Annotated in this window: 12 protein-coding genes; 8 read left to right on the forward strand and 4 right to left on the reverse strand. The window is 70.8% G+C overall.

The genetic code is table 11. From position 1 onward, the window contains the following. On the reverse strand, nt 1-3,699 hold the full coding sequence (locus tag ACWCSV_RS20525; protein ID WP_451144163.1) for a LamG-like jellyroll fold domain-containing protein: 3,699 nt from the start codon (nt 3,697-3,699) through the stop codon (nt 1-3). A 752-nt stretch (nt 3,700-4,451) separates the two neighbouring features. Between ACWCSV_RS20525 and ACWCSV_RS20530 the strand changes: the two genes are divergently transcribed. Both ACWCSV_RS20530 and ACWCSV_RS20535 read left to right on the forward strand, forming a co-directional pair. Next, nucleotides 4,452-6,635 carry a discoidin domain-containing protein gene (locus ACWCSV_RS20530; RefSeq protein WP_451144165.1) on the forward strand — a complete coding sequence of 728 codons (2,184 nt, stop codon included), beginning with the start codon at nt 4,452-4,454 and terminating at the stop codon, nt 6,633-6,635. An 89-nt stretch (nt 6,636-6,724) separates the two neighbouring features. Next, complete coding sequence (locus ACWCSV_RS20535) at nt 6,725-7,840, forward strand: DUF1996 domain-containing protein (protein WP_451144167.1); 1,116 nt, start codon at nt 6,725-6,727, stop codon at nt 7,838-7,840. A gap of 199 nt (nt 7,841-8,039) precedes the next feature. Here the strand turns inward: ACWCSV_RS20535 and ACWCSV_RS20540 are convergent, their stop codons facing one another. Further along, on the reverse strand, nt 8,040-14,528 hold the full coding sequence (locus ACWCSV_RS20540) for an RHS repeat-associated core domain-containing protein (RefSeq protein WP_451144169.1): 6,489 nt from the start codon (nt 14,526-14,528) through the stop codon (nt 8,040-8,042). 274 nt (nt 14,529-14,802) lie between these two features. Here ACWCSV_RS20540 and ACWCSV_RS20545 point away from each other — a divergent pair, with 274 nt between their 5' ends. Both ACWCSV_RS20545 and ACWCSV_RS20550 read left to right on the forward strand, forming a co-directional pair. Continuing rightward, on the forward strand, nt 14,803-16,107 hold the full coding sequence (locus ACWCSV_RS20545; protein ID WP_451144171.1) for a phospholipase D-like domain-containing protein: 1,305 nt from the start codon (nt 14,803-14,805) through the stop codon (nt 16,105-16,107). A 70-nt stretch (nt 16,108-16,177) separates the two neighbouring features. Next, nucleotides 16,178-16,594: a hypothetical protein gene (locus ACWCSV_RS20550; protein ID WP_451144173.1), complete on the forward strand. Its 417-nt coding sequence runs from the start codon at nt 16,178-16,180 to the stop codon at nt 16,592-16,594. A gap of 140 nt (nt 16,595-16,734) precedes the next feature. Here ACWCSV_RS20550 and ACWCSV_RS20555 read toward each other — a convergent pair whose 3' ends face one another. Both ACWCSV_RS20555 and ACWCSV_RS20560 read right to left on the reverse strand, forming a co-directional pair. Then, the gene (locus ACWCSV_RS20555) at nt 16,735-17,775 is read right to left on the reverse strand and encodes a LacI family DNA-binding transcriptional regulator (protein ID WP_451144175.1); all 1,041 of its coding nucleotides are present in this window, start codon (nt 17,773-17,775) and stop codon (nt 16,735-16,737) included. A gap of 33 nt (nt 17,776-17,808) precedes the next feature. Beyond that, nucleotides 17,809-20,295 (reverse strand): glycoside hydrolase family 3 C-terminal domain-containing protein, encoded by a 2,487-nt coding sequence (locus ACWCSV_RS20560; RefSeq protein ID WP_451144177.1) that lies wholly within the window; start codon nt 20,293-20,295, stop codon nt 17,809-17,811. A 438-nt stretch (nt 20,296-20,733) separates the two neighbouring features. On the opposite strand from ACWCSV_RS20560, the gene ACWCSV_RS20565 reads away from it, so the two are divergent. From ACWCSV_RS20565 to ACWCSV_RS20580, 4 genes are read left to right on the forward strand one after another with little or no spacing between them, the layout of a single operon-like run. Beyond that, entirely contained in the window at nt 20,734-22,317 is a 1,584-nt protein-coding gene (locus ACWCSV_RS20565; RefSeq protein ID WP_451144179.1) for an ABC transporter substrate-binding protein, read from the forward strand. Next, nucleotides 22,314-23,267 (forward strand): ABC transporter permease, encoded by a 954-nt coding sequence (locus ACWCSV_RS20570; RefSeq protein ID WP_451144181.1) that lies wholly within the window; start codon nt 22,314-22,316, stop codon nt 23,265-23,267. The genes ACWCSV_RS20565 and ACWCSV_RS20570 overlap by 4 nt, the downstream gene beginning before the upstream one ends. Beyond that, a complete protein-coding gene (locus ACWCSV_RS20575) occupies nt 23,264-24,145 on the forward strand; it encodes an ABC transporter permease subunit (RefSeq protein ID WP_442809375.1) in 882 nt (293 codons plus the stop codon). The genes ACWCSV_RS20570 and ACWCSV_RS20575 overlap by 4 nt, the downstream gene beginning before the upstream one ends. Further along, nucleotides 24,142-25,245, forward strand: coding sequence for an ABC transporter ATP-binding protein (locus tag ACWCSV_RS20580; RefSeq protein WP_451144183.1), 1,104 nt, complete (start codon nt 24,142-24,144; stop codon nt 25,243-25,245). The genes ACWCSV_RS20575 and ACWCSV_RS20580 overlap by 4 nt, the downstream gene beginning before the upstream one ends. Nucleotides 25,246-25,290 lie beyond the last annotated feature (45 nt).

Below are 25,290 nucleotides of genomic sequence, written 5' to 3' on the forward strand. Positions count from 1 at the left end.
TCAGTCCCCCACGCGCTCGCTGATCTGGTCCGAACCGGCCATGGCGCCCGCCCAGAGACGGATCTCGGAAATGCGCTCGGGCAGGTAGTGGCCCCACGCGGACGAGGTGAATCCCTTGCCCGCGGCGAACTCGCCGGAGCCCGCCTTCGCGGTGAACGCGCGCGGCTCGGCGTTGCGGTTGTATCCGACGTACAGGCTGATCGTCCCGTCCTGGGCGTCGAAGACCCCGGTGAGACGGACCGGCGAGTCCGTCAGGGCGACCTCGTCGGACACGACCGAGCTGTAGGTCCCGTCGTCCGCCAGACGGCCGAAGTGCCAGACGCCCGTGGCGACCGTGGACTCCTCCAGCGTCTCCTCGTCGAGGACGGTCTCACTGCCCCGGACCTCGTACCAGAGCCCCCAGGAGGAGCCGGTGGCCGTCCGCTGGCCGAGTACCTGGCCGGAGTAACCGACCGGCTCGGCACCGAGCTTGGCCCCGTCGACCTCCACCGAGGTGGTCACCGTGAACGAACCGGTGTCGTCCACCACCGGACCGGAGGACGTGATGGCGTCGTCGACGCCGTCCAGTACGACCGCCTCGCCGTCCAGCGCCGCACCCCCGGTGAGGTTCAGGCTGGTGCCGTAGCCGGACGTGGTGTCCGCGAGCGCGGTGCCCGAGCTCGTCGCGGCGGACCAGTCGGCGACCAGCTCGACACCGGCGTTGCCCTGCGAGATGAGCAGACGGGCTTCGTCGGTGATCTCCTCGGGGGTCAGCGTCCTCTGCCACAGGGCGACTTCGTCGATCGAGCCGTTGAAGTACATGCCCGGTCCGGTGCTGTACTCGTGCCGGCCGACCTCCAGGTTGCCGGTGGAGGGCCAGGAACCCGTGACGTGGGCGGTGCTGATCTGCGCCTTGCCGTTGATGTAGAGCTGGACCACACCCGTACCCGGGTCGAAGGTGGCGGCCACGTGGGTCCACACCCCCACCACCGCGGGGGTGTCCGAGGCGACCCCCCAGTAGTAGTCGTTCTGGGCGGGGTCGCGGACGCCGAAGTACCAGCCCTTGGCGGACGTCAGGTAACCGAACAGGAAGGGACTGCTCACGCTGTCCCGGCCGGACAGGATCGAGGCGTTGGCCGTCGTCGAGACGAGCTTGACCCAGGCGGCGACCGAGTAGGGCGAGCGCGTCTCCAGGACGGGGCTGCTCGCCGTCGCGTAGCCGGCGGTCCCGTCGAAGGCGAGTCCCTTGTCGGTCACCGGGGTGTCGAGCGGGACGCCCTGGGAGTCCTGGGTGATGACCCCGCGCCGGCCGCGGTCGTCACGCTTCACCGTGCCCTGGAGCGTCAGGTCGTTCGCGCCGTCGGCGGTCTCGGAGTCGACGGCCGTACCGCTGTCCTCGTCGAAGTGCCAGCGCGCCACCGGGCCTTCGCCCGCGGCGACGAGGAAGTCCACCGCACCCTGGGCTCCCCACCGGCCCACCACGTCCTTCGCCCGCACGTACAGGGTGTACGTACCCGAGCGCTCGGGCGTGATGACCTGGCTCACCTTGGCCCCGGTGGTCTCGGCCGACCAGGCCGCCGCCCCGGAGAGCTTGTACTGGTACGCCGTGTTGTTCGCGTCCCCGCTCGCCGCGGCGAAGGTGAAGGTCGCCTTCTGCCCCGGACCGCCCTTGGCCTGGCAGTCGTTGCTGGTGCACGGCAGGTACGGCGCGCCGATGGTGATCACCGGCGCCTTCGGGGCGGTGGGGTCGACCTTGAAGAAACACCATCCGGTCGTCGAGCCGTTGGACGGTCCGGCCAGCGCGCTCGCGCCGCCGTCGTAGTAGGAGCGCGTCCAGCTCCGGTAGCGGTAGAGCGTGCCCTCGGTCAGCGTCGGCGCGGAGGCCGTGACCTTGACGTTGTCCCCGATGTAGCCGCTGGTGGGGCGCTCCATGTTGTCCATCGCGTTCGACCAGGTGCCGTCGGCGGCCTTCTTGTCGATGTCCATCGCGACCCGGAGCTGCGCACCGGACTCACCGCCGGAGGCGGTCTGCGGCGTGGAGGTCAGCGAGGGGGTCGGGTCGGAGACGACGGCCGGGTCGGATTCGGTGGTCTCGCAGACCGTGCCCGTGCCCGTCACCAGGCCGATGCCCGAGGGCTTCGCCGGTATGCCGACGTAGTCCACCGACAGCACCGCGTCGTCCTTGAACCGCTTCCAGGCGCTGGTGTCCGTCTCGTCGTGCGCCTTGACCATCAGGGTGAGGCGGGAGAACTTGCCCGCGGCGAAGTTGCGGACGGTCGGCGTGAGGTTCTCGTTCGTCTCCTCCGCGTTGTCCTTGAACTCGATCGGGGCGTCCGGGGAGTCCGCGTCGCAGAGCGAACCGCGGCCCGCCGAGACGTAGCGGTCGACCATCGTGTCCCAGCCGCCCTGCGGGCGGGACGCCCAGGTGGTCGAGGACGAGATGTTGTCGGGGGTGCGCACCAGGTCGACCCAGCGCGGGTCGCACTGGAACGCCCACGGTTCGGTCACCCGGAAGGTGGCGCCCAGCACCTGCTTGCCCTTGAGGCTGGCCGGCGAGAACTCGAAGTACAGACGCTGCACGTAGCCCGGGCCGCAGTAGTAGCCGCTCCAGGTACCGCACTTGCCGACGCCCTTGCCGAGCCCGTCGTCGCCGTTGCCCCAGCCGTAGGACTCGTAGCCGTCCGAACGGAGCAGCGTCCGCTCGGACTCGCTCCAGGTGACGGTCGGGTCGATGTACAGCGGGAAGGCCGACTCGTCGGTGCCGCTGAGCATGTCCGCGTCCGGGACCACCGTCAGGGCGTCGTCCGAGACCTTGACCGCGACGTCGGAGACGGTGTCACCGGCGGCGGGCTCGGTCCCGACGACCGGAGAGTCGACGGCGGGAGTGGCGGTGTCGTCCGCCGCCTCCGTGTCCACCGCCGCGCGGGAGACGGCGGACGACACCGCCGCCGGAGCGGGCCGGGAACCGGCCGAGTCCCACATCTGCGCGGGCGGGGCCCGGAAGACCCGCTTGCCGTCGCCGTCCACGGCCTCGAGACTGCCCGACTGCCCGGTGCGGATGTCCAGCCCCGAGGCCTTCATCGAGTACGAGATCCGCTGGAGTTCATCCGAGGCCGCCGCCTGAGGGGTCTTCACCACCAGAACGTGCTGGAAGCCCTCGACGGACGCGGTGACCTTCAGGTCGACTCCGGGGAAGACCTCGGGGTACAGGGCGCTCGCCCCGTCCAGTTCCGGCTCGGGAAGCTTCCCGGGCCAGCCCAGCTGCAGCGACTTTCCGGCGTCCTCGATCTTCACGAGCGGTGACTTGTCGCCACCGCCGGAGAACGCCATGTCCACCGCGGCGGCCTTCGGCGCGACCGAGCCGTCCGCCTTGACCTCCAGCGTCGGGTCCGGGGCCTGCCAGCCGCCGCCCGCCTTCCTGACGCGGACCGGAACGGCCGACTCCTCCAGGGTGAAGGTGTAGCCGTCGGGGTTCGCGAAGACCGTGCTCCGCTCCGCGCGCTCGCCGGCTACCTCGACCCGTTGGCCGGACTCCTTCGCCGCGGCCAGATCCTTCTGGCCCTCTGTCAGCTCTGCCGACGCGGTGCCGGCGGCGACCGCCTGCGCGGCGGGCCGAGGCCCGGCCACCGGAAGTGCCGCCAGCAGCAGGGCAGATCCCGCCAGCGCGGACACCGCCCTCATACGTCTGCCCACCGGACCGCCGAATCGGCGTCTCACCATGCCCACTGCTTCCCCACCCCTGACGGTACGTGTACAGGACAACCGCCCGATGAGAACACCACCGTCCCGTCACCGCAAGGCCTTGATCATGGGGAAGGTACGGAGATTGACGGTCCGTCACATGCGTTCTGGTCACACGGCCTTCATGTGCAAGACATGATTCGGCCATCCTCCGGCGGGCGCCGGCCGCTCGGCCATCACCCGGACGTGGAGCCCTACGGGCACCTCGGCGTCGGTTTTCAGCCAGTCGCACCGATCCGGCACCCCCGCGCGCACAACGTCGCCCCGGTGAAGGTTTTTTACGGAACCCATACACCCGGGGCAGGTCGCGAACCGCCCGCGGAGCTGCGGACCGACTCCCTCCACACGCCTCCCGCCAGCACAAACACCCCAGCAGACAGGGGTCGCACGCCCGGCGCGACCCACGCAGGCCCACTCATCCCGGGTCCACACGCGCCAACTCACGACACCACCGGGCGTCTCCGTACCACCCGGATCAACCTCCAGGAAATCTGGCTCTTTCGAGCCACTCCGGTCAACTCGTCCTCATCCAGGCCGACTCCGTACCGCTCCCACCAACTCCGCCCGACCTGACAGAAATACCGACACCGCGCACCGGGACTCCGAAGGCGCACACAGAGGTCGCGCCCACCTCATTGACAGGGGCACGCCCCCGCGACACTCTCGGGAGAGCGCTCTCCAAGGCCGGCTACGGGAAGCCGGCCTCCTCTCAGCACCCGCCAGGAGCCCACGTGTTCAGACCACCTCACGCTGTTCTCGGCCGCCCACGGGCCCGTCGCCGACTCGTCTCCCTCACCGCCCTCGGCGCCCTCGTCGCGTCCTCGCTCACCCTCCTCGCGGCGCCGGGCGCCACGGCCGCCGACACCCTGCTCTCCCAGGGCCGGACCGCCACCGCCTCCTCGCAGGAGGGCGACGGCTACTCCGCCGCGGCGGCCGTCGACGGCAACCTCACCGGCACCCGGTGGGCGAGCCAGTGGAGCGATCCGCAGTGGATCCAGATCGACCTCGGCGCCACCGCCAGCCTCAGCCGGGCCGTCCTGACCTGGGAGGGCGCCTACGGCAAGTCGTACGAGATCCAGGCGTCCGACAACGGCACCGACTGGCGGAGCCTGCGTACGGTCACCCAGGGCGACGGCGGCACGGACGACCTCACCCTCTCCGGCTCCGGCCGGTACGTCCGGATGCTCGGCACCCAGCGGTCCGGCGGATACGGCTACTCCCTCTGGGAGTTCCAGGTCTACGGCAGCACCGGCACCACTCCCCCGCCGGCCACCGGCGGCGCCGTGAAGGTGACCGGTTCGCAGGGCGACTGGCAGCTTCAGGTGGGCGGCCAGCCCTACACCGTGAAGGGCCTGACCTGGGGCCCTTCCGTCGCCGACTCCCCCAAGTACCTGCCGGACGTGAAGTCCATGGGCGTCAACACCATCCGCACCTGGGGCACGGACGGCTCGACCAAGCCGCTGCTCGACGCGGCGGCGGCCAACGGCATCCGCATCATCAACGGCTTCTGGCTCCAGCCCGGCGGCGGCCCCGGCAGCGGCGGCTGCGTCAACTACGTCACGGACACCACGTACAAGAACAACTCGCTGGCGGAGTTCGCCAAGTGGGTGGACGCCTACAAGTCGCACCCCGCGACCCTGATGTGGAACGTCGGCAACGAATCGGTCCTCGGACTCCAGAACTGCTACAGCGGTACGGAGTTGGAGAACCAGCGCAACGCGTACACCAGCTTCGTCAACGACGTGGCCAAGAAGATCCACTCGATCGACCCGGACCACCCGGTGACCTCCACCGACGCGTGGACCGGCGCCTGGCCGTACTACAAGCGCAACGCGCCCGACCTCGACCTGTACGCGATGAACTCGTACGGCGACGTCTGCAACGTGCAGCGGGACTGGGTGGCGGGCGGCTACACCAAGCCCTACATCATCACCGAGACGGGCCCGGCCGGTGAGTGGGAGGTGGCGAACGACGCCAACGGCATCCCCGAGCAGAAGACCGACGTGCAGACCGCCGCGGGGTACACCAACGCGTGGAACTGCGTCACCGCCCACCGGGGTGTGGCGCTCGGCGCGACGATGTTCCACTACGGCACCGAGCACGACTTCGGCGGGATCTGGTTCAACCTGCTGCCCGGCGGGTTCAAGCGGCTCTCCTACTACGCGGTGAAGCAGGCTTACGCCGGTTCGACCGCCGGGGACAACACGCCGCCGGTGATCAGCAACATGACCGTCTCGCCGGCCTCGGCGGCCCCGGCCGGCAAGGAGTTCACCGTCCACGCCGACGTCCGCGACCCGGACAACGACCCGGTGACGTACAAGATCTTCCTCAGCGGCAACTACGCCAACGGTGACAAGGGGCTGGTGGAGGCCGCGTGGCGGTCCACCGGCAACGGCACCTTCGCCGTGACGGCGCCCGAGAAGCTGGGCGTCTGGAAGGTGTACATCCGCGCCGAGGACGGCCACGGGAACGCGGGCTTCGAGACGAAGTCGGTGAAGGTGGTCGCGCCGCCTGTCACCGGCACCAACGTGGCGCTGAACAAGCCGACCACGGCCTCCTCCTTCCAGGCCTCGTACGGCGACTGCCCCTGCACCCCCGCCCGCGCGACCGACGGCAACCCGGACACCCGGTGGGCCAGCGACTGGAGCGACCCGCAGTCCATCCAGGTCGACCTGGGCGCCGCAACCGCTCTGCGGACGCTCCAGCTCCAGTGGGACCCGGCCTTCGCCTCCTCGTACGAGGTGCAGCTCTCCGACGACGGGACCACCTGGCGCACCGTCTACACGACCACCACCGGCAACGGTGACATCGACACCATCACCCTCGGGCAGACCGCCCGCCACGTCCGGCTCGCCCTGAAGGCCCGGGGCACCGGCTGGGGCTACTCGCTCCACGAGATCGGCGTGTACGCCTGACGGACGGCACTGCCCGCCCCCTCCTCCGTGCCGCCGGTGCCGGACCGGTACCGGCGGCATCCCACCCCCCTCCAGCGGAGAGGCACTCCATGAAAGGCACGAAGAGCAAGAAGGGCGCCGCGAGACGGCTCTCGGCGATCCTGGTCGGCACGGCCCTGGCCGCCACCGTCCTCGGCGTCGGCTCGACCCTGAGCGCGCTCCCGTCCGGCGCGGCGTCCACCAGCGCCGTGGCGGACGCGGGTACGGCGGTCTCGCCCCACATGGGGCACGTCGCCGCCGCGGCCTCGGCCGCTTCGGCCGACGACGTGGACGGCGACGGCTACATCCCCGCCGTCCCGCCCGTCACCGGCGTGACCCCGTCGTGGGCCACACCGACACCGCGCTACTTCCACGAGTTCCAGGCCAACTGTTCGGTCACCCACACCGCGCCGGACGACCCGATCGTCTTCCCCGGCCAGGCCGGCGCGTCCCACGACCACACCTTCATGGGCAACACGACGACCAACGCCCAGTCCGTGACCGCCTCGCTGTACGGCGGCAACACCACCTGCAAGGTGCCCGGCGACTCCTCGGCGTACTGGATGCCGTCCCTCTTCAAGGGCGACACCAAGATCCTCCCGATCGGCCAGCAGGTCATCTACTACAAGGCGGGCGTCACCGACTACACCAGCGTCCGCCCCTTCCCCAAGGGACTGCGCTACGTCGTCGGCAGCCCGCTGCAGAGCGCGGAGCAATTCCGCGCGCTCAAGGGCTGGGTGGAGGGCTGGGAGTGCGGGGAGAGCTTCGGGAACATCGACTTCCCGGCTACCTGCCCGGCCGGTAGTCAGCTCAACATCCGTATGCAGGCGCCCAGTTGCTGGGACGGGCTGCACCTGGACACGCCGAACCACCAGGCGCACATGGCGTATCCGGTCGTGAAGCCCGGCACCAACGACAACGTCTGCCCGGCCGACCACCCGGTGGCCCTGCCGATGGTCGAGTTCAAGATGGCGTTCCCCGTGAGCGGGGACATGTCGCAGGTCAGGCTGGCGAGCGGGCGCGGCTACTCGTTCCACTACGACTTCTTCAACGCGTGGAACGAGCCGACGCTCAAGGCGATGGTCGACCACTGCATCGTCGGTGGCCTGCAGTGCGACGCCCGCGGCTGGGACCAGAACCACCCGGAGGCCGGCGCCGCGCTGAACGCGGACTACCGCCTGCCCTAGGGGGCGGGCCGTCGCCACCCCGTAAGCCACCCTGTCCGTCCCGCTTCCGCCCCGCTGCGGGACGGACAGGGCCGGAGCGGGCCCACGCCCGCACGCCGTGAGGGCCGCCCCGGCTGCTGCCGGGACGGCCCTCACTTTCCGCACCTCACCGGCGGGGTTCCCGAACGGGCCCCCGCCGGTGCTCATCGCGGGCGGACCGTCAGGTGACCGGTCCGGACGAGACCGGGATGCGGTACCGCGGGATCTCCGAGTACTTCACCGGGGTCCACTTCGTGACCTGGAAGTACGACCACGTCTTCGTGGAGGTGCTTCCGTCCCAGTGGCGGTAGACGGTCCGGAAGCTGCTGATCACGCCCGTGGGCGAGATGCCGTACGTCTCTCCCTTCTTGATCTTGAGAACGTCCGACACCGCGTACTGCTGGCTGTTGGACCTGGACTTCGAATCGCTCCAGGTGAGGTCCCCGTTGACCTGCACCGACACCTTCGTACTTCCCTCGGCGACAAAGGGGATGCCCCCCTTCAGGCCTGCCTCCACCGTGATGCTGCCGCCGACCTTCTTGGTGAACTGCTCGGTCGCCTGGGTGATCTGCTGGAACGTGGCGGCGACGGTGGCCGTCTTCTCCTCCCCCGCGGGGTCGTAGAAGACGGAGGTCGTGTAGTCGGTGTAGTCGTCCTCGTTCACGAGTGCGGTGGTCGACCACGCCACGTCATAGCCTCCCGCGGGGACGAAGATGCCCGACGGGATGTCGGGGAGCGTGGTGCATCCGTCGCACAGGTGCGGGGCGGGCGTCGAGCCTCCGGTGCCGGTGCCGCTGTGGTGGCCGCTGCCGGTGCCGTCGTGGGAGGACCCGTCGTACTGCGGCGCCGCCGGGTCGTTCTCCGGCTTGTAGTCCCCGTAGGTGCCGTTGCTGCCCGAGCAGAAGTGCGGGTAACAGCTCTCGAAGCCGGTCGGGTCCGAAAAGGAGACGGGGTTGTTCCCGGAGTAGCTGTACGCGTTGACGGTCTGCGGAACGTACGGGGTGTTGAGCGGGTCGCTCGCCAGGAACCTTCCCAGGACCGGGTCGTACAGGCGCGGACCGAGGAGGTCGAGCCCGGTCGAGTCGTCCTCCGCCTTTCCGAGGAACCCCCGGTCGCTCGCCGCGGCCAGCGCGTCCCCGGTGGAACGGGCCGCTCCGAACGGGGTGGTCCGGCGACGGGTCACCGCTCCGTCCGCCGCCCCGACGGAGAGCTGGGTGGAGGCCTGCCCGTCGGACAGCAGCCAGGTGAGCACCCCGTTGCCGCCCGTGCTCTGCGCGGTGCGCATCGCCAGGGACGTGCCCTTGGCGGTGTAGTAGCGGGTGGCGAGGGTGACGCCGCCGGTGGCGCGGTGCAGTTCGTGGCCCTCGAGGTAGAGGACGTTCTCGGACTTGGTCCTGCGCATCAGGACGCTGCCGCCGCCGTCGTAGACGTAGGTGCTGGTCTCGTCACCCGTGCTCTTCTTCTGGGTGATGGAACCCACGCGGCCCTGCGGGTCCCAGGCCAGGGTGGACGAGACCCCGCCCACGGTGCGGGAGGTCAAGCGGCCCGCGCCGTCGTACCCGTAACTGTCGGTGGACCCGCCGGTGGACACGACCCCGGTGACCGCGTGCGGCCGGGGCTGGCCGGCGGTGTAGGTGGCCTCGTCGGCACTGTATCCGGGGTACTTGTAGTCCCGGACCACAGCCGTCGCGGAGGCCGATGCCTTGCCCGTGACCGACTGGAGGTTGCCCAGCTGGTCGTAGCCGAAGCCCGTCTGGTAAGGCGAGGGGCCCGCGAAGTCGGACTGGGGCGTGGTGGCACAGGTCGTGCCCGCCGTGGTCCACGCGCCGGTGAGACGCTGGAGGTCGTCGTACTGGAAGCACTGCTGCTGGCCGGCCGCGTTCTCGCGGAGCGCGGTGGGCGTGCCCAGGTCGTTCCGGGTGTAGGTGTCGTCCTGGATCTTGGTGGTCGCCCCTCCGGTCAGCTTTTCCGTGGTGACGTTCGTCAGCCAGCCGGTCCCGTTCGTGTCGTCGTAGGAGAAGCTCCGGGTGAGGCTGGTGGCCGTGCCCGCGGTTCCCAGCGAACGGGTCTGCGCGCGGCCCTGGCCGTCGAAGGACGTGGACGTCAGGTAGGACTGGAGCGGGCTCGCGACCTTGGTCAGCCGCTCGTCGGTGTAGGTGGCGGTCACGGTCTCGGCCGGAAGGCCGCCGACCGCCGGATAGCCGACCGAGGTCGCGTGGTCCGCCAGGTCGTAGCCGTAGGTGAGGGTGTACGAGCCGTTCAGCCCGGATCCGTCGGCCGGCACGGTGACCGTCCTGGAGGTCGCCCGCATCCGGGCGTCGTACGCGTCGACCTTGTTGACGTAGGCGTAGCCGCCGGAGTAGCCGGTGACCACGGCCGGCTGGCCCTTGCCGCCGGTGGCCGTGTCGTCGCTGGTGGCGCTCAGCAGGGTGGTCCCCTGCTTGACCGTCGTGGCGCGGCCCATCCCGTCGTACGCGTAGGTCAGGGTCCCGGCCGGGTCGGTGACCGTGGCGGGCCGGCCGAGGTCGTTGTAGACGGTGGTGGCGGTCCCGGTGTCGGGGTCCTCGGTGGTCAGCCTTTCACCGGCCCAGTTGTAGGTGTAGTGGGTGGTGTTGCCCCGTGAGTCGTGGAGGTACTTGAGCTTGCCCGTCCGGGTGTACTCGTAGGTGGTGGCGTACTGCGCCGCACCGAGGTTCTCCACGATCTTGACGGTCCGGCCGAAGACGTCGGTGACGGTCTTCGTCGGCGAGGCCGCGGCCGGGAAGACGGTCTTCTCGTCAGCGCCCTGGTACTGGGTCGTCGTCCGGTTCGCCGTCTGCACGGCTCCCTTCATCCGGAGCTGGGACAGGGTGGTGCGTCCGGCCCAGTCGCTCTTGGTATCGGTGTAGGAGGGGATGTTGGCGACCGTGGGGTTCACCAGGCCGGAGCCGGGTGCGGCGCTGTTGTAGAACGACCCCGAGGTGCCCGCGGGGTTGCCCGAGGAGTCGTACCGGGTGACCGTGACGGTGCGGCCGGTGCCGTCGGGAGCCAGGACCTGGGACTCCCGGGGCCTGCCGAGCCCGTCGGCGTAGGCGTAGGCCTCCGCGTAGACGGTGCCGGTCTGGAGGGTCCGTGACTTGACCCGGATCGGATCGCCGGTGGCGACCCGGGGCACGCCCGTGGCGGAGGTCGCGACGGGCACGGTGTACTCGTAGGCGATGGAGGGATTGCCGTCCGGGTAGGCGGCTGCCTCCGTCGGCTTGAACACCTTGGACACCCGGCCCACCGCGTCGTAGACGATCTGCGTGGCGTTGCCGTTCGGGTCGACGCTCCTCCACGCGTCGCCGAAGTAGCGCGAGTAGTACGTCGTCGTCGTCAGGGGCGTCGCCGCTCCCGCCCCGTCGGGGTCGGGGGCGGTGATCTTCACTCCGTCGACCGGCCAGGAGGTGGCGGGCTGGTACGCCGTGGTGACGAGGTTGTTCGCGGCGTCCCAGGACGAGGTCTCGCGCCCCGCGTCGTCGAACACCTTGCGGGTGGTGCGGTAGGCGGTCTCGGCGGTGTAGGTCCGCGTCTGGGTGGGGTTTCCGTCGACCAGGGCGGTGTTGTTGCCGTCGAAGGTGGTCGCGCCGTCGTAGAAGGTGACGGTCCGCCGGTCCATGTGGGCGGCGGGTGTGCCGGCCGTCTCGTCGTCGGCGACGGTGGTGCAGGAGGCGCTGTAGTGCCGCTCGTCGTCCTGGTAGACCATCCAGCGCGTGGTGCCGGTGGAGTCCAGTTCGTCGGTGTTGTAGGCGCGGCCGAACTCGGTGCAGTGGTTGTCGGACACCGCGGTCTCGCCCCAGTCGTCGGTGCGCATCGGCAGCCCGAACACGGTGGACGCCTTCTCGGCGTTGTCGTACTCGTTCTCGACGACGTGCTCGCGCCAGCCGGTGCCGTCGGCGGAGCCGACGGCCTTCTCCAGGGTGCGGGTCTTGTTCTCCCGGACCATCCGGGCGTCCGGAAGGCCGGTGTACTGGGCCGTGTCGTACGCCCAGTACTCGCGCCACTCGCGTCTCTGCGAGTCACCGTTGGAATCCCGGTCCGAGGTCTCCAGCGTCTGGCCGTTCAGCCAGGCGTGGTCGGTCCACTCCTTGTCGTCGGAGTCCTTCACCGTGACCGTGCGGGTGGCGGAGGGGTCCGTCTTGGAGGTGCGGTCGCCGGAGAGGCCCCGGTAGAACCAGTGGTAGGTGGAGTGCCGGTTCTCGTTCGCGCCGGTGGTGACGAGGACCTTTCCGTAACCCCGCCAGACGTTCCAGGACTCGTCCTCGTCGTCGGCGAGCGGATCGTCCCCGAACTTCCAGCCGGGCGCCCCGTCGTACTCGTAGTCGGTGATCATCGACGGCGAGCCGTCGTCGGCCTTGCCGGGGTCCACCTGGACCCGGGTGGTGACGAACTTCTTGAACCAGCCGGACTTCTCGTCCGTCGATCCTTCGGGCACCCATTTCTGCCAGAAGCACTCGTAGGTGTTGTTCGGCTGGGAGGGCGCGCCGGCCTCGGGGCACTGGCGGTCGACGGCGCCGGCCTCGTCGGTTGCGTGCCCGTAGGTGGCGGTGATCGTCGATCCGGTGTCGGTGAAGATCTTGTTCACCCGGCGGAAGTTGAGCTCGCCGGCACCGACCTTGTTGTCCTGCCACTCGCCGTTGAAGTTGATGGTCGGCAGGTCGATGTCCGTACCGGAGTATCCGCGGCGCTGCACGTAGTCCAGCCACAGCTGGTCGCCGACCGCGCCGGACGGGTTCATCAGGGCGTACTTGAACTGGTACTGACGCACCAGCCCGTCGGCCCAGGCGTCGGTGTTCTTGTCGCGGACGTAGACGTTGATGTCCCACAGCAGGCCGCGCTGGAAGAACGTCGGGTAGTAGGTCTTGCCGCGGCAGGCGTTGTCGTCGGAGCTGCCGTCGCAGATCAGGTCCACGGGCACGTCAGGATACGACTCGGGCTCGGCGTCGATGGCCGGACAGTCGGCCGTGGTGTTGTTCAGCGGGTCCTTCTCCTCCGTCCGCTCCACGCACCGGTTGACGTGCTGGAAGTCGATCATGGCGGGCAGCTGCGCGCCGGCGATCTGGGACGACCAGCCGTAGTCGATGCGCTCCAGATAGGCGGCGGAGTCGTAGCGGCGTGCCTTGTCCGCGGCGGCCACCGAGCGGTAGTAGTTCCGCTCCTTGGTGTAGAAGTAGGAGTTCTCCACCTCGTTGGCGGTGACGACGCGGTCCAGGCCCCAGCGCCACGCCTGGGTGCAGGGCTCCGGGTACTGCGCGTGGCAGGGTTCGCCGGCGTCGTCGCCGACCACGGGGACGGTGAGGACGGAGTCGGTCGCCTCGCGCACGCCGTCGTTGTTCAGGCGCTCGGTACGCCCCCAGCCGAAGTAGTAGCGGGTGCCGTCCTGCTTCGTCAGGACCCAGAACTCCTTGGTGCCGTCGGAGCCGTAGCCGCCGTTCAGCTTCTGCACCCGCCAGCCCGGGTCGTCCTTGATGCGGTAGGCGCCCGTACCGGTGTTGTCCTGGATCAGGTCCGAGGTGATGCCGTCGATGGTGATGGTGTAGACGGCGCCGTTGGGGTCGGCCGAGGAGTTCGGCGAGTCCCAGCACAGGTCACCGAAGGCCTCGTGTCCGTCCTGGGCGCAGTTCTTGTAACGTCGCTCGATGGAACCGACGTTGAGGTCCCAGCCCATGCCGACCCAGGATGCCTGGTTGTTGGAGGCCGACGTACGACCGTCCACCAGCTGCGAGTTGTAGGTCAGCGCGAGGTCGGGGGCGATGCCGACCGGGGGCTTCGGCACCGGGATGGGGAGCTCGTAGGTGAAGGCGCCCGACCCGAGGGAGACGTCCCACTTCCCGGCCGGGTTGGCCGGCGAGGCGCGGTAGTCGCCCGCGTCCGAGGACGAGCCGGCGACGAGCGCGTACACGGAGGCGGCCTGCGCGGTCGCGACCATGCCCGGCTGGACCGGTGCGATCAGGCCGGACGCCGACGATGTCGCGGGGGCGGCTTCGACGACGGCGGTGACCGTGCCGTTCGCCGTGTCGTTGGTCTGCCCCTCGACCGTCCGGCCGTCCGAGCAGCCGGGCACGTCGGGGGTGGTCAGGGCGCAGGGAGGCAGCTCGACCAGCCGCAGCCGGGAGGCGAAGGCCCCTCCGTAGGCGCGCGCGAAGCCGGAGTAGTCGAGGGACGCCTCCACCGGCCCGGCGGTCCTGCCGCCGTCCGTGCGGGAGACGGTGAGCCCGAGGCCCACCCCGCCGAACCGCTTCACCTGCTTGTCGTCCAGGACCCGGACCCGCGCCTCGGCCGGTGTGGGTGCGGACGTGGTGGTGCGGGCCGCCGCGGCGGCGGCAGTGGCTGAGCGGGCCGCGGCGGCAGGCGCGGCCACCCCGCGGAGGGAGACCTCCGGACCGGCCGCCGCGGGCTCGGCGCCCGCCGCGGGTATCCGCACGGTGGCCTGGCTCTCCTCGGGCCAGACCACCTTCGGTGCCGCCTTCATGGCGGGCTCGGCCGGGGAGCCGACGGGGCTCCCCGGGACCCGCGCCGGAACGCTCTGCTCCCGGACGGGCGACGGGGTGTCCGCCGCCGACGCCGCCGGCGCGAGCATCACTGCGGACAGCACCCCTGCCACCAGTGCTTTGACCGTCGTCACGGCGACGGCTCTGCCTATCGGTTTCATGATCGGGATCCCCCCGTATCGGCGAAAAGCCCGTGCTCCGCCTGTCGGGAGCATCCGGGCCACGTAGCCGGCCCCAGGGCCAACAGCGCGAGAACGTAGTGGCTCATCGAGGCCAACGGCACCTCAACGCCCTTAATTTGAGGTCCACTTGAGGCTTGATCAAAACCGTTCCACTGAGCCGTCCGGTCTGCGAGGATCCTCGGGCCGCGCCGCCGTTCACCGGAACGAACGGCTCGTCGACGTGTGCGCGGCCACCGATCGGGAGGGGAACCACATGCCGCGCGCACCATGGGTCAGACGGAGCGGAGCCGCCGCGTCCGCGTTGACCCTGGCCCTGCTCACGACCGGCGTTCCCGGCGCGCACGCCGCGCCGGCCGGTGCCGCCACCGGGGCCACGGCGACCGAACCGTCCAGGGCCGTCTTCAACAACCCGCTGGGCACCACGGCCGAGCAACAGGCCATCAGGACGCAGTTGCTGAGCTACATCGGGAGCAGCCCCGCGGGATCCTCGATCAAGGTCGCGCTCTATCACTTCTGGGACGAAGGGGTGGCACAGGCCCTCGCCGACGCGCACAGCCTGCGCGGCGTGGACGTGCAGATCATGCTGGACGAGAGTTCCGTCAGTTCCCGTCCCAGCGATCCGAGTTACGGGATCCTCAGTGCCGCACTGGGGACCGACACGTCCGGTACGTCGTTCGTCGGCACCTGCCCGGCCGGCAGGTCCTGCCTGGGCAGGCCCGAGTTCGGGAAGTCGATCAACCACCAGAAGTTCTGGCTCTTCTCCCAGGTGGACGGGGCCTCCGACGTGGTCGTGCAGACCTCGTCCAACCTCTCGCCGTCCGCGTACAGCGCGTTCTGGAACGACGCGTACGTGCTGACCTACAACACCGGTATCTACCAGGCGTACGCGAAGTACTTCGGCAAGCTCGCCGGCAAGGACTGGTCCGCGTGGACCTACACCAGCGAGACCTTCTCCCCGTACAAGGTCTACTTCTTCCCCTACTACCCGGGCACGGGGAACAGCACGGACACCATCTGGAACACGCTCGACAACATCACCTGCAACTACACCGCTTCGGACGGAACGGCCAAGCACACGAAGATCCGTGTAGGGATGTTCAAGTTCACCCGGCAGGGCGTCGCGGACAAGCTCGTCGCGATGAAGAAGGCGGGCTGTACGGTCGAGCTCGTCTACACGGAGACGGACAGCGCGGCCAGTTCGGCCGACGGAGCCACCCCCGGCACCTGGGAGACGCTGCACTCGGTCAGCGGCTTCGCCCCGGTCTGCTACAACGACGACCACGACGGCGACTCCGCGACCAGCCGTCGGATCATCCACTCCAAGTACCTGCTGGTGGACGGCAAGTACGACGGCACGGTCAAGCGCGTCATGTGGACCGGCAGCCACAACTACACGGGGCCGGCACTGCGGGAGAACGACGAGGCACTGCTCAAGATCGACATCGCCGCGGTGCACGACGCCTACCTGGCCGAGTTCAACACCGTCAAGGCGGCGGCCCAGCCGGGCACCAGCGATGCCACACCCGAGTGCAAGGGCGTGGTCAGCCAGCCCGAGTGACCGGGCCGTCCCGTCCGGGCCACCCCTCCGGACCTCCTCAGCGCCTCAACTCTTCCCAAGGAATAGGATCATGCGACTCACCCACCTGCTCCGCACCGGAGCGGTCCTCGCCGCCACCGCGGTCGCCACGCTCTCGACGGGAGCGGCGAACGCCGCCGTGGCGATCACCTCGTGGAACGCCACCGGCACCTCGGCCGATGTCGTCGGAGCCCACGCATGGGGCACGTTCACCCCGGGGCCGGCCGTGGGGACCTACGTAGTGCACGCGAACATCAAGGACACCAAGGCCGACAGCCACGGCGCACGGCTCAACCTGCGGGGCTCCTGCGACGGCAGCTGCGTCTCCCTGGTCAGCGTCAGCGCCTCCGGCGTCGATGTGGAGAACGCGGACGACTTCACCCTGAAGGCGCCCATCACCGTTCAGGAGTGTCTGACCGAGGCGGGCGTGGACTACATCTGCGGGGAGCCGTACGAGATCACTCCCTGACGCCCCGTCACCTGCACCGGCGGACCCGGCCCGCACACCAGGTCCGCCGGGACGCGGGGCCCGCACACCAGGTCCGCCGGGACGCCTCCGACCTGCCCTGATCGCCCTCGCCTCGACCGTCCCTGATCGCCCCCGCCCGCTCAGGCGGAGGCGCGCACCACGAGTTCGGGGTCGAAGATGACGGCGGTGGGCTCGGTCCGCGTGCCCTCGATCTCCTCCTGGAGCAGGCTCGCCATGCGGGCCGCCATCTCCTCCATCGGCTGGCGGACCGTGGTGAGCTGCGGTTCGGCGGCGAGCGCGGCGCTGGAGTCGTCGAACCCCACGACCGCGACGTCCTCGGGGACACGGCGGCCGAGCTCCCGCAGGGCCTCGCAGACTCCTCGGGCCATCACGTCGTTCGCGGCGAACACCCCGTCGATCGCCGGGTGTTCGCGCAGCAGCCGGCGGAGTGCGGACGCCCCGCTGTCGGCGGTGAACCCGCCTTCGGCGACGGGTACGTACGGATGGCCGTGGCGCTCCATCGTCTCGCGGAACCCGGCCAGCCGGTCCTGGGCGGCCGGCAGGTCCAGCGGTCCGGTGATGGTGGCGACGCGTCGGCAGCCCCTGGCCAGCAGGTGTTCGGCGGCCAGCCGGGCGCCGTCCCGGTGCGCCAGGTCCACGTAGGTCACGGGGGCGGGAGCCCCGGGGCGGGCGAAGAGCACGCAGGGCAGCCGCTCGGCCGCCAGCAGGGCGGGCAGCGGGTCCTCGGCGTGCGTGGAGAAGATCAGCGCGCCGTCCGCCCGGCCCTGCCGGAGGTACTCGACCACTTCGCGCCGGGCGGCGTCCGTCTCCGCGAACATGAGCACCGGGTACATCGACCGGGGGCGCAGGAAGCCGACGACCCCGCTGACGACCCGCCCGAAGAACGGGTCGGCCAGCGCCTGGGAGGCGAAGAGGTTCTGCCCGTCCTCGGAGTCGTCCCCCGCCCCGGAGACCACGAGGGCGAGGGTACGGGCCCGCCGGGTCACCAGGGCCCGGGCGGCGCCGTTGGGTGCGTAGCCGGTCCGCGCGATGGCGTCGCGTACCGCGTCCTGGATGGCCGGGTCGACGTTGCGTATGCCGTTGACCACGCGGGACACGGTGGCGCGGGAGACGCCCGCCTCCCGCGCGACGTCTTCGAGCCTGGGGGCGCGTCTGCTCATGCCGGTACCCTACCGGCGGCCCGCGAACGTCCGTCAGCGGTACGGGAAGCGCTCTCCGACCACACCTTCGTGCGCCGCTCGCCCGACGTCCACGGTGGTGGCCAGGGGCAGCCGCCCGGCGGACGACCCCGCGTACACCTCGTACGTGCCCGGCTCGGTGAGCCACCCCTGCTCCTGCGGGGACCAGTGGTGCAGGGCACGGTGCGGTACGCGTACGGCGGCGGTGACGGTCTCGCCCGGGCCGGCTTCGACCGAGGCGTATCCGGCCAGCCACCGCACGGGGCGCTCCACCGCCGAGCCGGGCCGGGCGAGGTACACCTGCACGACCTCCCGGCCCCGCCGGCCGCCGGTGTTGCGGAGCCGTACGGAGACGGTGAAGGCCGTCTCCTCGTCGGCCGCCTCCGGCGCCGGGGGTACGGACACGCTCTCGTACTCCCAGGCCGTGTACCCGAGTCCGTGGCCGAACCAGTAGGCGGGCGTGCGGTGTGCGCGCAGCCAGGCCCGGTGGCCGATGTGCGGGCCCTCGGCGTACCGCAGCACGCCGTCCACCGGCAGGACCGCGCGGACCGGGGCGTCGGCGAGAGTGGCGGGCCAGGTGGTCGGCAGCCGGCCGCCCGGCTCGGCGGCGCCGAACAGGACGTCGGCCAGCCCGGTCCCCGCCTCCTGCCCCGGGAACCAGGTCAGCAGGACGGCGGGGGCCGCGTCCCGCCACGGCATCTCCACCGGGCCGCCGGAGTTGACGACGACGACGGTACGCGGCTGGGCGGCGACCACCGCGCGGACGAGCTCGTCCTGGTCGCCCGGGAGGGCGAGGGTCGTCCGGTCGTGGCCCTCGGACTCGCTGTCCTGCGTGGTGCCCACGAACACCACGGCCGCGTCGGCCGCGCGGGCCGCGTCCACCGCCTCCGCCAGGGCGGTCGCACGGTCGGGCAGCGGGGGCGCGGCCGTCACCAGGGTGGCGCGGCCGGTCCCGTCGGCGAGTTCGCGGCGGGCCACGACCAGCACGGGCCGTCCGGCGGTGAGTTCGGTCTTCCCGTACTGGCTGGGCGGGTTGACGTGCACCACGGCCGGGTCGTCGGTCTCGCGCGGGAACACCCCGTCGACCAGCGGTGTCCCGTCGACGGTGAGGCTCATCCGGCCGAATCCCCCGACGCCGAAGGTCCAGGCGCCGCCCGTGCCGGGGAGCAGCCGGGCGCTGATCTCCACGGTGTGCGCACCGGGCGGCAGGGGGGGCTCGATCTGACGGCCGGACTCCCGGTGGCCGGCGTACAGTTCGGCGCCGTCCGCGCCGAGCACTCGCAGCAGGGCGCCGGGCCGGCTGTCGCGCGGGTCGTGGCATCCGGGGCCGCCGAGGAAGGGGGGCGCGCCCAGGGCGGGGCCGGGTGCGTGCACGACCCGGGCGGTGGGGGCGAGCGCGTCGCGGAGTGCGTCGAGCGGGGTGGAGACGTGCCGGGGGTGGACGCCCGCGCTCCCGCCGCCCTGCACCCGGGGGTCCGCCGCCTGCGCCCCGATCACCGCGAGGGAGGCGAGCGAGGCCGGGTCCAGGGGCAGCACGTCCCGGTTGCCGAGGAGTACGCATCCGGCCGCGACGGCACGCCGCAGCAGGGTGCCCGGGTCCGCCGAGCCCGACAGGAGCGGCGTCGGCGCCGCCGGGGCCGCCGGGTCGAGGGCGCCGACCCGGTCGGCGAGCCGCAGCAGCCGGCCCACCTTGTCGTCGATCGCGGCCATGGGGACGTGTCCGTCCTCGATCGCCCGGAGGAGTCCGTCGGCCCAGGGGCTCTCGGGACCGGGCATCGCCAGGTCCAGTGCCGCGCGGGCGGCGGGCACGGTGGAGCGCACCGCACCCCAGTCGGAGACGAGGACGCCGTCGAAGCCCCACTCCTCCTTGAGCGGCCGTGCCAGCAGCGGGCTCTCGGCCAGGGTGGTGCCGTCGACCGCGTTGTAGCCGCACATCACCACCCGTACCCCGGCGGCCCGCACGGCGGCTTCGAAGGGGACGAGGTAGACCTCGCGCAGGGTGCGCTCGTCGAGGTCGACGGAGACGGTGAGGCGGTCCGTCTCGGAGTCGTTGGCGACGTAGTGCTTGGCGGTCGCGGCGACGCCCTGCGCCTGGATGCCCCGGATCAGGGCGGCGCCGGTACGGGCGGTCAGCTCGGGGTCCTCGGAGTAGCACTCGAAGTGGCGGCCGCTCAGCGGGGACCGGTGCAGGTTGAGGGTGGGCGCCAGCACGACGTCCACGCCCTTGCGCCTCGCCTCGGCGGCGAGCAGCCCGCCCAGGCGTTCGGCCAGCTCCTCGTCCCACATCGCGCCGACGGCCGAGGCGGACGGCAGCAGCGCGGAGGTGTTCCGCTCGTCCCAGCTCTCCCCGCGCACTCCGGCCGGCCCGTCGGACATCGTCATCGCGCGCAGCCCCACGGCGGGCTCGTCGGCGGTACGCCAGGTGGTGGCGCCGGTGAGCAGCCGAACCTTCTGGCGCGGGTCCAGCGTGTCGAGCAGCCGGTCGATCTCTTCCTGCTTCACCGAGTTCCCCCTCGTGAGGCGTTCCCCGCAGGGCGTGGAGAGCGCTCTCCGAGAGCATCGCCAAAAGCCCCGCGCGTGTCAACGCACGGCGGGGGTGAGGACGGGGCCTCCCGGGAGGCGAGGGCGAGGGCCCAGCCGCACACAGGCGCGACGGAGGCGGGGATCAGCCGTGCACGGACGCACCGACAGGCGCGGGCCCAGCCGTGTGCCGACGCGACGAGCACGGCAGGCCCGCACTCCCCGCCGGCCACCACAACCAACCTGATTCCACCTCGATAAGGGACATTCCCCCGCACCAAGGTTGCCCTCTACACGAAAGTGTCCGGGATGCGGACAACGGCCTTGCTTGTTGACTGTATGCGAAATACGGTCTGCGATATTCCTTGATGACCCCCAGGTGGGAGGTAGGCCCCCGTGCGCCGAAAAGCGGTTGCCTTCGTGGCAGTTGCGCTGGTGTCACTCGTCTCGGGCTGCACGTCGTTGCAGTCCTCGGCAACCGAGGTCGGAGGCGTACGGAAAACCGATGAGCGGCCCGTACGCGACGGCGGGACGCTCACCGTCGCGCTCAACTCCGACCCGGACAAACTCGACCCCAGCCTTGCCCAGACCCTCGTGGGCCGCACTGTCTTCGCGGGCATGTGCGAGAAGCTCTACGACATCGACGCGAACGGCACCCTGGTACCGCAGCTCGCCACGTCGCTCCCCGGGATCTCGGCGGACGGACTGACCGTCACCCTGCCCATCCGCAAGGGCGCGAAGTTCAGCGACGGCACCCCGCTCGACGCGAAGGCCGTCGTCACCTCCCTGCTGCGCCACCGCGACCTGCCCGGTTCCGCGCGCGCCACGGAGCTCGGCCCGGTCAAGGAGGCCGTGGCCGTCGGTTCGTCCACGGTACGGATCACGCTCGACCACCCGTACACGCCGCTCACCGGTGTCCTCGCCGACCGGGCCGGCATGGTGATGTCCCCGACCGCACTGAAGAAGTACGGCAAGGACTTCACCAACCACCCGTCCTGTGTCGGCGCGTTCCGCTTCGTGGAGCGGGTCGGCGGCGACCGGATCGTGCTGGAGAAGGACCCGAACTACTACGCGGCGGACAAGGTCCACCTCGACAAGGTCGTCTACAAGCCGATATCCGACGGCAACGTCCGTCTCGCCAACCTGCGTTCGGGCGACGTCCAGATCGGCGACCAGATGGGCCCGGTCGACGTGCAGAGCGCGCTCACCGAGCCGAACCTCCAGCTCTTCAACTCTCCTTCGCTGGGGTTCCAGGGCATCGGCGTCAACGTGGGCAACGTGAACGGTCTCGGCGAGAAGCCGGGGAAGATCGACACTCCGCTCGCCTCCGACGTGCGCGTCCGCGAGGCCTTCGATCTCGCCATCGACCGCGACCTCCTCAATACCGTGGTCTTCCAGGGCATGTACGAACCCGCCTGCGGCCCCATCTCCCCGCAGTCCGGCATCGCCCCCGGGGTCAAGCCCGAGAACTGCCCCAAGCGCGATGTCGCCAAGGCGAAGAGGCTGCTGAAGGACGCCGGGGTGAAGCTCCCGGTCAAGGTCGAGCTGAAGACCTCCACCACCCCCGAGCAGGGCCGGGTGGGCCAGGTGCTCCAGGCCATGGTCAAGGAGGCGGGCTTCGAACTCTCCCTGCGTCCCACCGAGTACACGACCATGATCTCGGAGACCGACGAGGGTGACTACGACATCTTCACCAGCGGCTGGTCCGGCCGGCTCGACCCGGACGGCAACGTCTCCAACTTCCTGAGGACCGCGGGCGCCATGAACGCCTACGGCATCGGCGACCCGGACCTCGACAAGCTGATCGACGAGGGCCGTTCCATCTCCGATCCGGCCCGGCGCACCGAGATCTACGACGAGATCACCAAGCGCGTCCAGGACGACCACTCCATGATCTACCTCTACCGGCAGAAGAACTACGTCGTCGCCTCCAAGGACGTCGCGGGCGTCCGCGTCTTCGGCGACGGACTGGTCCGGGTCACGAACGCGGGGTACATCCGTTGACGAAATTCCTGCTGACGCGCCTGCGCCAGTCGCTCATCACCCTGATCCTCGTGAGCATCGTGGTGTTCGCCGGAATCCGGGCACTCCCCGGCGACCCGGCGCTCGCCCTCGCCGGCGAGGAGCGCAGCCCCGAAGCGCTCGCCGCGATCCGTGAGGCGTACGGCCTCAACGACAACATCGTGGTCCAGTACGGCCGGTTCGTCGGGCACGCCCTCACCGGGGACCTCGGCACCTCGTCGCGCACCGGCCTTCCGGTCTCCCAGGCAATCGGCCAGGCCCTCCCGGTCACCCTCGAACTTGCCGCGCTCTCACTGCTCCTGGCGATCGTCATCGGTATCGGCGCGGGCGTGATCGCCGCCGTCCGGCGCGGCAAGCCGGAGGAGTGGCTGGCCAACGCCATCGCCCTGGTGGGCCTATCGATCCCGACCTTCTGGCTCGGCATCGTGCTGGTGCTCGGATTCGCCATCGCCATACCGGTGTTCTCCGCCTCCGGCTACGTACCCTTCGGCACGGATCCGCTCGACAACCTGCGCCGGATGGTGCTCCCCTCGATCGTCCTCGGCTCCGGCCTCGCCGCCGTGGTGATGCGCCAGACCCGGGGTGCGATGCTCGACTCGCTCTCCGCGGACTACGTCCGCACCGCCCGCGCCAAGGGGCTCTCCCGCCGTGCGGTCGTCGGTGGGCACGCCCTGCGCAACTCGCTGGTCACCGTCGTCACCGTGCTCGGCCTCCAGCTGGGCCATCTGATCTCCGGGGCCGTGGTCACCGAGCAGATCTTCGTGCTGCCGGGCTTCGGCAAGCTCACCATCGACGCCGTCTTCACCCGCGACTACGCCACGCTCCAGGCCGTGGTGCTCTGCACCTCCGCCGCGTACATCCTCATCAACCTGCTGGTCGACGTGGTCTATTCGGTCATCGACCCGCGTATCCGGCTCGGAGGTGCCAGGTGACCACCGCACTCGCCACCCCGGCGCAGGCCACCGTGCGGAAGGCGGGCGGCGGCAAGCTGCGCGCCCTGCGCAAGAACCGCCTCGCGCTGATCGGCGGCATCATCGCCGCCGTGTTCGTCCTCACGGCGCTCTTCGCGCCGCTGATCGCCCCGTACGACCCCGCGCAGCCGGACTTCACCAATGTCCTGGACGCACCGAGCTGGTCGCACTGGCTGGGCACCGACGACCTCGGGCGCGACCAGCTCTCCCGGATCATCCACGGGACCCGGGCGTCCATGCAGGTCGGGCTGCTCGCCGTGGTACTCGCCTTCCTGATCGGCGTGCCGCTGGGCCTCGCGGCGGGCTACTACGGGCGGCTCACGGACAGCGTCGTCTCCCGGATCACCGACACGATGCTCGCCTTCCCGTTCCTGGTACTGGCCGTCGGGCTCGCCGCGATCCTCGGCCCGTCGCTGACCAACGCCACGATCGCCATCGGCATCTCGCAGATCCCCGCGGTCATCCGCATCACCCGGGCGGAGACGCTGCGGCTGAAGCACGTCGACTATGTCGCGGCGGCGGTGGCCAACGGCGGCGGCGACGGCACGGTCCTGTTCCGGCACATCCTGCCGAACGCCACCTCGGCGCTCATCGTGCAGGCCACGGTCGGCATCCCCGCCGCGATCATCAGCGAGGCGCTGCTCAGCTTCCTCGGCCTCGGTGTGCAGCCGCCGGCGCCCTCGCTCGGCGTGATGCTCTCCGGCGCCCAGTCCTTCCTCGCGCTCGCACCGTGGCTGGCCGTCTTCCCGGGCCTGGCCATCGTCGCCGCGACGCTGGCGTTCAACCTGCTCGGCGACGGACTGCGTGACGTCCTCGACCCCCGCGGAGGCACCCGATGACCGAGACCCTCACCGCTCCCGCGCGGGAGACCGGCGCCGACGGCGAACCCGTGCTGAGCGTCCGCGATCTCACCGTCGCCTTCCCCTCGGAGTACCGCACGGTGCACGCCGTCGACGGGGTCTCCTTCGACCTCGCCCGCGGTGAAGTCCTCGCGCTGGTCGGCGAGTCGGGCTGCGGCAAGTCCGTGACGTCGATGGCGACCATGGGCCTCCTGCCGCCCACCGCGCGGATCGGCGGATCGATCCGGCTGAACGGCCGCGAGCTGGTCGGCGCACCCGAGAAGGAACTCCAGAAGATCCGGGGCAAGGACCTCGCCATGATCTTCCAGGAGCCGATGACCTCGCTGAACCCGGTCCTCACCATCGGCCGGCAGATCGGTGAGGTGATCCGCAGGCACCAGGGCCTCGGGCGCAAGGAAGCCAAGGCGCGCGCGGTCGAACTGCTGGCCCTGGTCGGCATTCCCGCCCCGCACCGCAGGGTCGACGAGTACCCGCACCAGCTCTCCGGCGGCATGCGCCAGCGCGTGATGATCGCGATCGCCGTCGCCTGCGACCCGTCGGTGCTGATCGCCGACGAGCCGACGACCGCGCTCGACGTCACCGTGCAGGCGGGCATCCTGGACGTGCTCCAGTCGCTGCGCGAACGCCTCGGCACCGCGATCGTCCTGGTCACCCACGACCTGGGCGTGGTGGCCGACGCCGCCGACCGCGTGCTGGTGATGTACGCCGGCCGGCCGGCCGAACAGGCGCCCGTGCACGACCTGTTCGCCGGTGCCCGGCACCCGTACTCCCGGGGCCTGCTGGGCGCGGTGCTCCGGCCCGGCGGCGAGGGCAAGCGCAGGCTGCCCGAGATCCCCGGCATGGTGCCGAACCTCGACACCCGGCCCGACGCCTGCACATTCGCACCCCGGTGCGCCCGTGCCGACGACACCTGCACCGGCAAGCGGCCCGGCTTCGACTCCGTCGCTCCCCCGGTCGACCTCTCAGCCGGCACGGCCGCCTCCCACCGGGCGGCCTGCTGGCACCCCTTCACCGCGGACGAGACTTCCACCCCCGTGCCGGCCGGCGCCGCGCGCCCCGACCAGGAGACCGGACAGTGACCACTGCGCAGACCGTCCCCGCACCCCGCGCGAGCGGCCGGGCCC

This window comes from Streptomyces sp. NPDC001770 (assembly GCF_053596135.1).